10 protein-coding genes and 2 tRNA genes are annotated in these 12645 nt (G+C 47.7%); 8 read left to right on the top strand and 4 right to left on the bottom strand.

Annotated features, from left to right (window positions below; all coding sequences use genetic code 11):
• Window positions 1-22 precede the first annotated feature (22 nt).
• Entirely contained in the window at window positions 23-829 is an 807-nt protein-coding gene (pflA, locus tag ACTHTY_RS05920; RefSeq protein WP_039864035.1) for a pyruvate formate lyase 1-activating protein, read from the top strand.
• A 66-nt stretch (window positions 830-895) separates the two neighbouring features.
• On the opposite strand, the gene ACTHTY_RS05915 is transcribed toward pflA, so the two are convergent.
• Window positions 896-2608 carry a proline--tRNA ligase gene (locus ACTHTY_RS05915; protein ID WP_101755245.1) on the bottom strand — a complete coding sequence of 571 codons (1713 nt, stop codon included), beginning with the start codon at window positions 2606-2608 and terminating at the stop codon, window positions 896-898.
• Window positions 2609-3104: 496 nt separating this feature from the next.
• Here ACTHTY_RS05915 and fghA point away from each other — a divergent pair, with 496 nt between their 5' ends.
• On the top strand, window positions 3105-3953 hold the full coding sequence (gene fghA / locus ACTHTY_RS05910) for an S-formylglutathione hydrolase (protein ID WP_101755207.1): 849 nt from the start codon (window positions 3105-3107) through the stop codon (window positions 3951-3953).
• Window positions 3954-4047: 94 nt separating this feature from the next.
• Here fghA and recA read toward each other — a convergent pair whose 3' ends face one another.
• On the bottom strand, window positions 4048-5094 hold the full coding sequence (recA, locus tag ACTHTY_RS05905) for a recombinase RecA (RefSeq protein WP_101755208.1): 1047 nt from the start codon (window positions 5092-5094) through the stop codon (window positions 4048-4050).
• A 147-nt stretch (window positions 5095-5241) separates the two neighbouring features.
• On the bottom strand, window positions 5242-6534 hold the full coding sequence (gene aroA, locus ACTHTY_RS05900; RefSeq protein ID WP_440366754.1) for a 3-phosphoshikimate 1-carboxyvinyltransferase: 1293 nt from the start codon (window positions 6532-6534) through the stop codon (window positions 5242-5244).
• 299 nt (window positions 6535-6833) lie between these two features.
• Here aroA and cysG point away from each other — a divergent pair, with 299 nt between their 5' ends.
• Window positions 6834-8231 carry a siroheme synthase CysG gene (gene cysG / locus ACTHTY_RS05895; RefSeq protein WP_440366753.1) on the top strand — a complete coding sequence of 466 codons (1398 nt, stop codon included), beginning with the start codon at window positions 6834-6836 and terminating at the stop codon, window positions 8229-8231.
• Window positions 8232-8284: 53 nt separating this feature from the next.
• Here cysG and ACTHTY_RS05890 read toward each other — a convergent pair whose 3' ends face one another.
• Entirely contained in the window at window positions 8285-8890 is a 606-nt protein-coding gene (locus ACTHTY_RS05890) for a CoA pyrophosphatase (protein WP_440366752.1), read from the bottom strand.
• 176 nt (window positions 8891-9066) lie between these two features.
• Between ACTHTY_RS05890 and ACTHTY_RS05885 the strand changes: the two genes are divergently transcribed.
• From ACTHTY_RS05885 to ACTHTY_RS05865, 5 genes are all read left to right on the top strand, one after another.
• Window positions 9067-10929 carry a tetratricopeptide repeat protein gene (locus ACTHTY_RS05885; RefSeq protein WP_440366751.1) on the top strand — a complete coding sequence of 621 codons (1863 nt, stop codon included), beginning with the start codon at window positions 9067-9069 and terminating at the stop codon, window positions 10927-10929.
• A 56-nt stretch (window positions 10930-10985) separates the two neighbouring features.
• Window positions 10986-11570, top strand: a complete 585-nt coding sequence (gene lolB, locus ACTHTY_RS05880) for a lipoprotein insertase outer membrane protein LolB (RefSeq protein WP_440366750.1) — start codon at window positions 10986-10988, stop codon at window positions 11568-11570.
• 8 nt (window positions 11571-11578) lie between these two features.
• A complete protein-coding gene (ispE, locus tag ACTHTY_RS05875; RefSeq protein WP_440367031.1) occupies window positions 11579-12427 on the top strand; it encodes a 4-(cytidine 5'-diphospho)-2-C-methyl-D-erythritol kinase in 849 nt (282 codons plus the stop codon).
• Window positions 12428-12432: 5 nt separating this feature from the next.
• Window positions 12433-12508, top strand: a tRNA-Gln gene (locus tag ACTHTY_RS05870).
• A gap of 11 nt (window positions 12509-12519) precedes the next feature.
• Window positions 12520-12595 (top strand) — tRNA-Gln (locus tag ACTHTY_RS05865).
• Window positions 12596-12645: the final 50 nt, after the last annotated feature.

Below are 12645 nucleotides of genomic sequence, written 5' to 3'. Positions count from 1 at the left end.
AAACATTTTTGAGCCGAACACTATGTCCACGACTTTTGCCATTACCCCCGAGCCGGAACTGAAAGACCTTGGCCACCGTCACTATAACGGCAAAGGTATTATTCATTCGATTGAATCTTGCGGTGCTGTCGATGGTCCGGGTTTGCGCTACGTGCTCTTTTTGCAAGGTTGCCTGATGCGCTGCCTGTATTGTCATAATCGCGATACTTGGGATTTGCATACCGAGCAGGCGCAGGAATTGGATGTGGCAACCGTGATGAAGCAGGTCATGACCTATCGTCATTATCTGCGTGCGACAGGCGGAGGTGTAACGGCAACCGGCGGCGAGCCGTTATTGCAATATGAGTTTGTACGCGATTGGTTTACGGCCTGCCGGGAACACGATATCCATACCTGTCTCGACAGTAATGGCTATGCTTTGCACTATGATTCGATTTTGGATGATTTGCTAGATCATACCAATTTGGTCATGCTCGACTTAAAACAAATCGATCCTGAAATTCATAAAGTGCTTGTCGGTATTCCAAATACCAAAACGCTGAAATTTGCGCGCTATCTTGCCGAACGCAATCAGCCGACGCGGGTGCGCTATGTGGTTGTTCCCGGTTATACCGATGATGAGCGGTCAGCGCATTTATTGGGCGAGTTTATCGGTGATATGGATAATGTCGAAATGGTCGAGCTTTTGCCGTATCACGAATTGGGCGCACATAAATGGGCTTTGTGCGGCGATGAATACAAGTTAAAAGGGGTACATCCGCCGCCTAAAGAAACCATTTTGAAAATCAAAGAAATATTAGAGAGCTACGGAAAAAACATTATTTATTAAAACAGAAAAAGGCCGTCTGAAACGAAATAATCAGTTTCAGACGGCCTTTAAACTATTGAAAAAAACTTAAGCGTTCAATGCGGCCAAAACCTTGGCGACAATTTCTGATACTGCAACGGCTTGAGCCTGATTGTCACGGCGTTCGGCATATTCGACATTGCCTTCTTTTAAGGCGCGATCGCCTATCACGATGCGGTGAGGAATACCCAACAGCTCGGAGTCATTCAACAATACACCTGCACGTTCGTCGCGGTCATCCAACAATACATCTGCACCGGCAGCCAAAAGCTCGGCATAGATTTTGTCAGCGGCTTCGCGTACGGCTTCAGATTTTTTGTAGTTCATCGGCACGATAACGACTTCAAACGGTGCCATTGCTTTGGTCCAAACAATGCCTTTTTCATCATTGTTTTGCTCGATGGCGGCGGCAACAACGCGGGTAATACCGATACCGTAGCAGCCCATTTCCATGATTTGGGATTTGCCGTTATTGTCCAAGAAGCTAACATTCATGGCTTGGGTATATTTGTCGCGCAATTGGAAAACGTGGCCGACTTCAATACCGCGCGCCAGTTTCAGATGGCCTTGTTCGTCAGGGCTGATATCGCCTTCGATGACATTGCGCAAATCGACAAATTCAGGCTCGTCAGCATCTCGGCCGAAGTTGAAGCCGGTATAGTGGTAGTCGTCTTCGTTCGCGCCGATAACCCAGTCTGCGCCTTTTTCGGTGGCGAAATCGGCATAGACTTTACCTTTGAAGTTAACAGGGCCGAGAGAGCCGCCGTTTGCGCCGAACTGTTCAACAATCGCCGCAGGGCTTGCCATGGTCAGTGGCGATTTCACGCCGGCCAGTTTTTCTGCCTTGATGTCGTTAAATTCATGGTCGCCACGTAACAGCAGCAGGACGAGTTCTCCTTCGTTTTCGCCTTCGACCACGATGGACTTGAGGGTTTGTTCAACCGGAATATTCAGGAATTCAACCAAAGACTCTATAGTTTTGACGTTTGGTGTATGTACTTTGGTCAATTCAGCCTGAGCAGCAGCGCGTTCGCCTTTAAGCGGCAAAGTCGGTGCCAACTCGATATTGGCGGCGTAATCAGAAGTGTCGCTATATGCAATAACGTCTTCGCCGCTTTCAGCCAATACTTGGAATTCGTGAGAGCCGGTACCGCCGATGCTGCCAGTATCTGCGGCAACAGGACGGAATTCCAAACCCAAACGGGTGAAGATACGGCAGTAAGCGTCGTACATATCTTGATAGGTCGTCTGAAGCGAGGCATAGTCGGCATGGAAGGAATAAGCGTCTTTCATGACGAACTCGCGCGCGCGCATTACGCCAAAGCGCGGACGTACTTCATCGCGGAATTTGGTTTGGATGTGGTAAAAGTTTTTCGGCAGTTGTTTATAGCTGTTGACTTCTTTGCGCACGATGTCGGCAATGACTTCTTCACAAGTCGGACCCATGCAGAAATCGCGGTCATGACGGTCTTTCAGGCGCAGCAGTTCTTTACCGTAAAACTCCCAGCGGCCGGATTCCTGCCACAGTTCGGCAGGTTGTACCACCGGCATCAGCAGCTCTACGCTACCTGCGCGGGCCATTTCTTCGCGCACGATATTTTCAACTTTGCGCAATACGCGCAGACCCATCGGCATCCAAGTATAAAGACCGGATGCGTTGGCTTTGATTAAACCGGCACGAATCATCAGCTTGTGGCTGGCAAGTGCGGCTTCGGCAGGGGCTTCTTTAAGGGTAGAAATGAAGAACTGGGAGGCTTTCATGGCGTATTTTTCTTTCTTAAAAATAAGTGCGTATTGTAACGCAAAATGTGTGGCCGCGAGTCTTTTGAATGGCATCTGATGAAATCGGCCGTTGTTTCAAGCAGCTTTTGATTCGGGGCGATTTTTAGGGATGTCAACCCTAATTTATGCACAAAGCCGCATAACCTTGTTTTACCTATAAATTTTCACTGTATGATTATAGTAAAATCTTATAAATATAACTATTTGATTTTATTATGTTTTATTTGATTAAATTTTAGTCAATTTAAGACTTGGTTTGTTCCTAAAGAAAATTTTACGATTACCCAAAGCTTATCAACAGATTTATCCACAGAGATTGTGTATAGATTTTAAATGCTGCCGGCGTAATGATTTTGCATGTTTGGCAAGTCTTGTTTAAAGCAGATTTGGTTGCCTTAAAAAGATGGGGCAACAACACGATGAGCAGGTTTTGCGCTAACATTCTGTTTATTGTTGTTTCCTTACAAGGAATAAAATGAAAAATTCAGAATTGCATTTGCTGGAACGCAGAAAGATGTTTAACGGGCATCAGGAACGGTACCGCCATTTTTCTCAAACCTGCCGGACGGATATGGTATTTGATGTCTATCTACCTCCACAAGTCTTAAAAGGTTATCCCGCGCCTGTTTTATATTTCCTTTCCTGCTTAAATAGCGATGGTTCTGAATTGGTTCGGCAAAGCGGCATCCAGCGTTTTGCGGCGCAATGGAATATTATTGTGGTTTTCCCAGATACCTCGCCACGCGGTCAGCATGTTGCCGACAGTGAGGAACATTATCTTGGACAAGGTGCCGGATTTTATGTCAATGCAACTGAAGCGCCTTGGGCGCAGCATTACCAAATGGAAAGCTATATCAGCCAAGAATTACCTGATTTGATCGAGCATCATTTTCCGGTAACGAAAGAGCGCAGCATTGCAGGTTTCAGCATGGGCGGGCATGGCGCGCTGCATTTGGCTTTGAACTATCCCGGCCGATATGCTGCGGTTTCTGCCTTTGCGCCTTTATGTCACCCTATAGATACGGAAGGCGGTAGGCAGGCGTTTTCAGCTTATTTAGGCCAAAACGTGGAAACATGGAAACGCTATGACAGTACAGAACTGCTTCAGACGGCCTCGCATAAATTGCCTGTTTTGATTGATGTCGGCAGTGAAGATGCTTTGTATCCTGAAGTCCTGCAACCGGAAGCGTTTGTCCGCTCAGCACGCGAAAAAGGTTTCAATATCCAATATAAAGTACGCCCGGGCTATGGGCATGACTATTTCTTTATTGCCAGCTTTATCGATTCGCATATTGAGTTTCACGCTCAGGCATTAGGTCTTTAAGTAGCATTGAATAAAAGGCCGTCTGAAATCCGATTAATGGTCGGATTTCAGACGGCCTTTATTTGGTCTTTTTTACCTTTTATTTCAAACAGACTTATTCCTCAGGACGTTCGCCATCGGTATCGTCCAATCTGCCTTCGGTAATATCGACATTGATACCGACTGCCGCACGGATTTTGGCATCGATTTCGTTGGCGATATCAGGGTTTTCTTTCAACCAAACGCGTACATTATCTTTACCTTGGCCGATTTTTGCGCCGTTGTAGCTGTACCATGCACCGGATTTTTCAACGATGTCATGTTTGACGCCCAGATCAATCAATTCGCCTTCCCAGCTGATGCCTTCGCCGTAAAGAATATCGAATTCGGCTTGACGGAACGGAGGCGCAACTTTGTTTTTGATGACTTTGACTTTGGTTTCGTTACCAATAACGTCATCGCCTTTTTTAATCTGACCGGTACGGCGGATGTCGAGGCGGACGGAGGCGTAGAATTTGAGTGCGTTACCGCCGGTCGTGGTTTCAGGGCTGCCGAACATCACGCCGATTTTCATACGGATTTGGTTAATGAAAACAACCAATGTATTGGTGCGTTTGATGTGGCCGGTCAGTTTGCGGAGGGCTTGGCTCATCAGGCGAGCTTGCAGGCCGACGTGGCTGTCGCCCATTTCGCCTTCGATCTCAGCTTTAGGCACAAGTGCGGCTACAGAGTCGACAACGACCATATCGATACCGCCGGAACGTACCAATGTATCGCAGATTTCCAATGCCTGTTCGCCGGTATCCGGTTGGGAGAGATAGAGTTCCTCGACTTTTACGCCGAGTTTGCGGGCGTAAATCGGGTCAAAAGCATGCTCGGCATCGATGAATGCGCAAATGCCACCATTTTTTTGGCATTGGGCAATGGCTTCGAGACAGAGTGTGGTTTTACCGGAGGATTCCGGGCCGAAAATTTCAACCACGCGGCCGCGGGGCAGACCGCCAACGCCGAGCGCCAAGTCCACGCCGAGGGAGCCGGTGGAAATAACATCAAGGTTTTCTTCCTGTTGGCTGCCGTCCATTTTCATGATGGAGCCTTTGCCGAAGTTTTTTTCGATTTGGGCAAGGGCGGCGGCTAAGGCTTTGCTTTTTTCGTCTGACATGTTTTCTCTCCGAAAGGAAATATGAATTGCTAAGAATTTATTTAGCTATTATCGCATAAATTAAGAAAAAGTATAGTTTTATTTTTATTTTTCAGACGGCCTGTGTTTTTTGTATACAACAGGCCGTCTGAAAATTTGAATAATCAATTAGTTGGTCAATGATGCAAAAACTTGGAAATAGTCGGGGAAAGTTTTATGCGTGCATCTCGGGTCGTTGATGATGACGGGGACGCCCAAAAGCGAAGCCAGCGAGAAACACATGGCCATGCGGTGGTCGTCGTAAGTATCGATGACGGCATCGGGGATAAGTGTTTCGGGCGGCGTAATATGGATGGCTTCGGCTTCTTCAACGACTTCAGCCCCCAGTTTGCGCAGCTCGGTTGCCATGGCGGCGATACGGTCGGTTTCTTTGACGCGCCATGAGCCGATATTGCGCAGGGTGCAGGGTTGTTTGGTGGCCAGTGCGATGATAGCCAGAGTCATGGCCGCGTCTGGAATATGGTTGGCATCCAAATCAAAAGCCTGAATCTTGCGTTCGGCAGGACGGGAAATTTCAACAAAATTTTCGCCCCAAATCACATCCGCACCGATTTTCTCCAATTCACGCGCAAAGGCAACGTCACCTTGAATGCTGTGTGCACCGATGCCGGTCACGCGGATGGGTGTACCCGCAATCAGGCCTGCGCCCAAGAAATAAGACGCGCTGGATGCATCGCCTTCTACATATAAATGTTCGGGCGCATGATATTTGGCATCGGCCGGGATTTTAAATACACGGTAGTCCTCATTGATGATGTTCACACCGAACTGCGCCATCAGCTTGAGCGTGATGTCGATATAAGGTTTGGAAATCAACTCGCCTACCATGTGGATTTCAAATGCTTGTCCGGTCAGGGGCAAAGCCATCAGCAGGGCGGTCAGGAATTGGCTGGAAACATTGCCTTTAATCGGAATAACGCGCTCGTCGTTGTCTTGGCGTTTGCCGATCTGAAGCGGAGGATAGTTTTCATTGCCCAGATATTGTACGTCCGCGCCGGCAATGCGCAGCGCGTCGACCAAATCGCCGATAGGGCGTTCGTGCATACGCTGTACGCCGTGCAGATGATAGTCACCACCCAAAACGGCAAGTGCGGCAGTCAAAGGGCGGAATGCCGTACCAGCGTTGCCTAAAAACAAATCGGCAGTTTGGTTGGGAAAGCGGCCGCCGGTGCCATGAACTTTCAGACGGCCTTCAGGTAAAGATTCAATTTGCACGCCGAGTTTGTCGAGTGCTTCAAGCATTCGGTCGGTATCGTCGGATTTGAGCAAAGAATGAATTTCGCAAATGTTGTCGGAGAGTGCTGCCAAGAGCAGCGTGCGGTTGCTGATGCTTTTAGAGCCGGGCAGGGCAACGGTGGATGGCTTGAGTGTAGAAGCGGGCAGGTGGATGGATTCGGTCATGGCTGGACTAAGCTCGTTTGAATTGTAAATAGACCGATATTATACGCAGGCAAAGGCCGTCTGAAAAATGAAGAGGTCGCAATTTATTTGTGAAAAAATGAATTTTTATATTGTTGCACTATCTCCTAATCGTTTATTTTGAAATTTTCTGCTCCTGTTTTGTGTTTGCCGCTATAACTTATTTTGTTGTGGCAGGTATATAACCAAACACCATAAGAAAATCAGAAACCATTCTTTCCTATTTTTTCAGACGGCCTTTAATATCGGCGGACAATCATTGATAAAGTAAGAGCACGACCATGAGCCATTATCCTTTGTTTGCCGATTTGAGAAACCGCCCAGTTTTACTGGCAGGTGCGGGCAAGGTTGCCGAACGCAAGGCGGAAAGCCTGTTATCTGCCGGAGCGCGCGTGCGCGTTGTTGCGGAAACTTTGAATACGCAGTTTCAGCAATGGGCGGACGAAGGGAAAATAGTTTGGCTGGGCGGCTTGTTTGAAGAAGCCATGTTGGACGAGGTATATTTCGTTATTGCGGCGACGGATGACGGTGTGTTTAACCGACGTATTTTTGAAGCGGCGGAACGACGGGCGAAATTGTGCAATACGGTGGATACGGCGGACTTGTGTTCGTTTATCGTGCCTGCCGTGGTGGATAGGGGGCCGTTGAAGATCGCCATATCCAGCGGCGGTACTGCGCCTGTATTGGCGCGGAAATGGCGGCAGATTATCGAGACATTGATTCCGCTGCATACGGGCACGATGGCGCGTATTGCCGGCAAATGGCGCGAAAAGGTTAAGCAAACGCTGAATAATGTCGAACAACGCCGTTATTTTTGGGAAAAGTTGTTTGACAGCCGTTTCGGTATTTTTGCGGCTCAAAACAATATCGAGGCGGCGGAACGCGAATTGATCACGCAGTTAAACCGGGAAACACCGTTTGGCGGCGAAGTGGTTTTGGTGGGCGCAGGGCCGGGCGATCCGGGCTTGCTGACCATACATGCTTTGCAGGCGATTCAGGCTGCGGATACTGTGTTTTACGATGCATTGGTGTCGGATGAGGTTTTGGCGATGGTGCGTAAGGATGCCGTGAAAATCAGCGTGGGCAAACGGGCCGGTGCGCACCATGTTCAGCAGGAAGAAACCAATCGTCTTTTGGTTGAACACGCTCAAAAAGGCGAGCGTGTGGTAAGGTTGAAAGGCGGCGATCCTTTTGTGTTCGGGCGTGGCGGGGAGGAAGTGCAAACCCTGCATCAGGCCGGAATCGCCTACCGCATTGTGCCGGGTATTACTGCTGCGCTTGGAGCTACTGCTTATGCCGGTATTCCGTTAACCCATCGCGATTGCGCCCAAAGTGCTTTATTTGTAACCGGTCACAGCAAACACGAGGGCAATCAGCCTGATTGGCAGACTTTGGCTTTAAGCCGTCAAACGCTGGTAATCTATATGGGCACGCTTAAAGCGGCTGAGATTGCGGAAAAACTGATGGCTTATGGCAGGCAGCCTTCTACACCTGTTGCCGTGATTTCCAATGGGACTTTACCGAATCAAACCGTGCGGACAGGTCGTCTGAAAGATTTGGGCTTGCTGGCTGCCGAAGCAGAGCGTCCGGCTTTAATGGTGATTGGCGAAGTGGTTGCCCTGCGTGATGAGATGAAATGGTTTGGAGAATTTGTCGACTGCTATGAAGAAGCGGCGTAAAGAGGATTGATCAAATAAGGCCGGCTGAATATTGGTTTTCAGACGGCCTTGCCTTATTTAAAAGCTTGGCAATATTGCTGATAACGTTCTGCTAGTCCGTATAGGATGAGTGCGGTCAACCCCCAAATATCGTAGCGTTGGAAAGGTAGGGCAGGGAGGGCGAGGGTTTGATTGTTGTGATGAAGCTGGCGGAATGTGTAGTTTTGCAGGTTTAAGGTGAAGTCCAAAGGCAGATAAAAAATTTCTGCTACTTCATCGGGATTTGCTTTTGGGTTGATGGGCTGGGTGCAAATTGCCGGAACAGGCGTAACACGGTAGCCGGAAGGCGTGTCATAAAAGGGTAGCGGCGCAAAAGTCTGCCATGCGGCAATCGGAATGGCGGTTTCTTCGTAAGCTTCTCTTAACGCCGTTGCCGTTAGGCTGTCGTCTTGGGCATCTTTGCGGCCGCCGGCAAAGGCAATTTGTCCGGTGTGTTGCCTTAAGGTCTCGGCCCTTTTGGTCATTAAGATTTGCCACGCACCTTCATGCAAGATAATGCCGACCAAAACGGCTGCTTCTTTGACCGTTTGGGCGGTAACTAATTGATTGCGCTCTGCTTGCATACGGCTGCTGAAGCGTGAAGCTTGAGTTAGGAAGTGGATAAGGTGGTCGGTATTCATTTTTGATGTTGATTGGTTTTATGCAGATGAAGATTACACAAGGTTTACGGTTACCGTGTCAACAAAATAGGGTGCGTGTGTTACAGTTATGCCTGAATGATAAATAAAGCTTTGCGTCTGTTTTGCAAGTGCTTAGGCCGTCTGAAAATGCCGGCAGGTTCTCAAAAAGGATAGTTATGTTGTTTTCCCCATCCCGTATTCGAGTAGCAGCTGCGGCTGTAATGATGTTGTTTGCTGCACAAACTTTTGCCGCGCCCGGCGATTCAAAGGTTGTTTTTGAATCGGCTAAGATTATCAAAAAGAAAAGCCGTGCCGACCGTTTTTCTCCTGAAGAACGCGAGCAGGAGCGGATACGTCTGTTGGGTATACAAAACCGCACATCGCAGGTTTTTACTTTGTTAAATTCAGAACTGGCCTTGCAAAAGGGCGATGCGGCTTCTGCACTGTTTACTTATATTTTGACGTTGCATCGCACCAAATCTCCCGAAGTGGCCGAACGCGCTTTGGAGATGGCGGTTTCTTTAAACGCATTTGAACAGGCTGAAGCCATTTACCAAAAATGGCGCGAGATCGAGCCGGAGCCTGGTGAAACACAAAAGCGTATGACTTGGTTGCGCAATTTGCTGCTGGGTAAAGCCGATAAGAATTTGAGCGGATTGGACAAGGTGATTGCCGGCGGTAGTGAAGATGAGCAAAAGCGCGTGTTCTTGCTTTTAGCACAAACCGCAGCCCAACAGCCGAATCTGACCAGCGATGCGGTCAAACAAGTGCATAAAACGGCATTGAATTATAAAGACTTCCCTGAAGCGGCGATTGCGGATGCAATTTTTAGTGCAAAAGACGGTCAAAAGAAACACGCCATTGCCGCATTGCAACGCTTGGCTAAGTTAGACAACGAAATCCTGCCGCCGACTTTTGTTACCCTGCGGCTGATGGCGCAACGGCATCCTGATATTTTGGACGGCTTCTTCAAAGATACAGACACCAAAACCTTATCTCCGATTTGGCAGGAATTGGATATCGCCAATTTGATCGCCCATGGCCAAAATGATAAGGCATTCAAGCGTTTGCAGACTTTATTAGAGGAAAATCCAAACCCTGATTTGTATATTCAGGCCGCCTTATTGTCAGCCAGCAAGACGGAAAATATTTCTGCGGTAAACAGTTATCTGGAAAAGGCTTATAAAGCCGGTACGGAAGAGCAGCGCAGCCGTGCGGCGTTGATTGGCGCGGTTTCTTATAATGATGCTGAAGAATTGTCCAAAGCCAAACAATGGCTGGACAAGGTAACGGCAACGGCTTATACATTTGATAAAACCATTTTGGCTGCTTCCATCGAAGCCAAACAGGGCAACCATAAAGAGGCTTGGGCTTTGGTACAACGCGCACAAAAAATGCCCGAGCAAAGAGGACGTTATTTTGAAGCTAAGGATTTGTTGAGTACGGCTTTGTTCGTATTGTCTAAAAATACCAATCTTCAAGAATCGTTGAACGCTTTGAACAGCTTGGTAAATTCCACCGAAAAATCCTTGAAAACCCAAGCTTCTCCGGAGCTGCTTGCCAATGTGCTGTATCAGCGTTCGATGGTTTATGAGAAGCTGAATCAGCCAGGAAAGGCGATTGCCGATTTGCGCCGAGTTGTTGAGTTGTATCCGGACAATCCGCACGGTTGGAATGCTTTGGGCTATACCTTGCTGTCCAACGGCAAGGATTTGGACGAGGCTTTCAAAATGGTTCAGACGGCCTATCAAATGGATCCGGAAAGCGCAGCAATTAATGACAGTGTAGGTTGGGCTTATTATCTTAAAGGCGATGCCCAAATGGCTTTGCCGTATATCCAATATGCCTATGAAAAAGAACCTGAAGCCGAAGTCGCCGCGCATTTGGGCGAAGTCCTATGGAAGCTTGGAGACCAAGACAAGGCCAAAGAAATCTGGAATGACGGTTTGAAGCACGGAAGCAATCTTCGGGTATTAAAAGAGACAATGTTCAAATTCGGTATAACGTCCAGTAAGCCGCATACTCAAAAACACAAATAAAACCGAAAGGCCGTCTGAAAAGCGTTTGATTTCAGACGGCCTATGAAGGAATATCTATGAATGTAAAACAATTATCATCGGTTGCAGCCTTATTGCTTTTAGCCGCTTGTGCACAGCCAAACTTACCTCAGCAAAACAGTTGGCAAGCAGCAGAGCAGGTGCAGGATTTTAGCGCAGACGGTCGATTGGCTGTCAAAGTGGAAGGAAAAGGCTCTTATGCCAATTTTGACTGGACTTATCAGAACGCGGTTCAAACCATTGATGTGAATACCCCATTGGGCAATACCGTAGGCCAGCTGTGTCAAGACAGTGAAGGTGTATTGGCAGTAGACAGTAAGGGTAAGGTTTATCAGGCGGAGACGGCTGAGGAATTAAGCAGACAGCTTTTGGGCTTTGCTTTGCCGGTTCAATATTTGCATATTTGGGCAGATGGTAAACGCGTTGCCAATGCGTCATACAAAATTCTGCCTGATGGTCGTCTGGAGCAGTTTGACTGGACAATATCGCGCACTTTAAATGGTTCAGGACAGCCCAAAACGCTTCAACTTGAAAATGCCAAGTTTAATATCCGCTTGGTGTTCGACACGGTAAACCACTCTTTGGATAAAAATGGACAAACCCGATGCGCAGCACGCAAATAGAGGATGCCATGTCTGTTTCAGAGGAAATTCAAGCCTTTCCTGCGCCAGCTAAATTAAATTTGGATTTGAGGATTACCGGCCGTAGGAGCGATGGTTATCATAATTTGGAAAGTATTTTCTGTTTGATCGGCTTATACGATACCGTTCATCTGAAAATGCGTACTGATAAGCGAGTTATTCTGCATACGCCGGTCGAAGGACTTGAGCCCGAACAGGACTTGACTTATCGGGCGGCTAAATTATTGCTGCCATATGCAAACGTACCGCACGGCGTCGAAATCTGGTTGGATAAAGTGATTCCGACCGGCGGAGGCTTAGGCGGCGGCAGCTCTGATGCAGCCACGGTTTTAATGGTTTTAAACCAATGGTGGCAATGCGGCTTGAGCAGGCAGCAACTGATTGATTTAGGCGTAAGTCTTGGTGCGGATGTTCCTTTTTTTATTTTTGGGAGAAGTGCTTTTGCCAAAGGCGTAGGCGAGAAGCTGGCTGAAATAGATGTCCCTAAACAATGGTATGTTATCGTTAAGCCCCCCGTTCATGTGGCAACAGCTAAAATTTTTGCACATGAAGGCTTGACACGGGATTCCAAACCCAGCATAATGCCGACTTTCCAATCGTTACAGCCGTTTCAAAATGATATGCAGGCGGTTGTGTTTCAGGAATATTCTGAAGTTTGGAAGGCTTATGTTGAGTTATCCCAATATGGTTATGCATTAATGACCGGTTCCGGGGCTTGTTTGTTTATAGCAAGTGAATCTCATCAAGAAGCACATACAATTTACCAACAGGTTTCTCAATCATATGAAGCTTATTGTGTGGAAGGATTAGATATTCATCCGCTATTTCATATGATTTAGTAAGTTGGGGAGTCGTCAAGCGGTTAAGACACTGGATTTTGATTCCAGCATGCGAAGGTTCGAATCCTTCCTCCCCAGCCAACACCCTTTATTGGGGAGTCGTCAAGCGGTTAAGACACTGGATTTTGATTCCAGCATGCGAAGGTTCGAATCCTTCCTCCCCAGCCAACACCCTTTATTGGGGAGTCGTCAAGCGGTTAAGACACTGGATTTTGATT

The sequence above is a fragment of the Neisseria sp. P0019.S002 genome, assembly GCF_051957155.1.
GTDB classification, from domain to species: Bacteria; Pseudomonadota; Gammaproteobacteria; order Burkholderiales; family Neisseriaceae; genus Neisseria; species Neisseria perflava.
The sequence above is the reverse complement of the archived record's forward strand: the minus strand, read 5'-3'. Positions and strand labels throughout refer to the sequence as shown.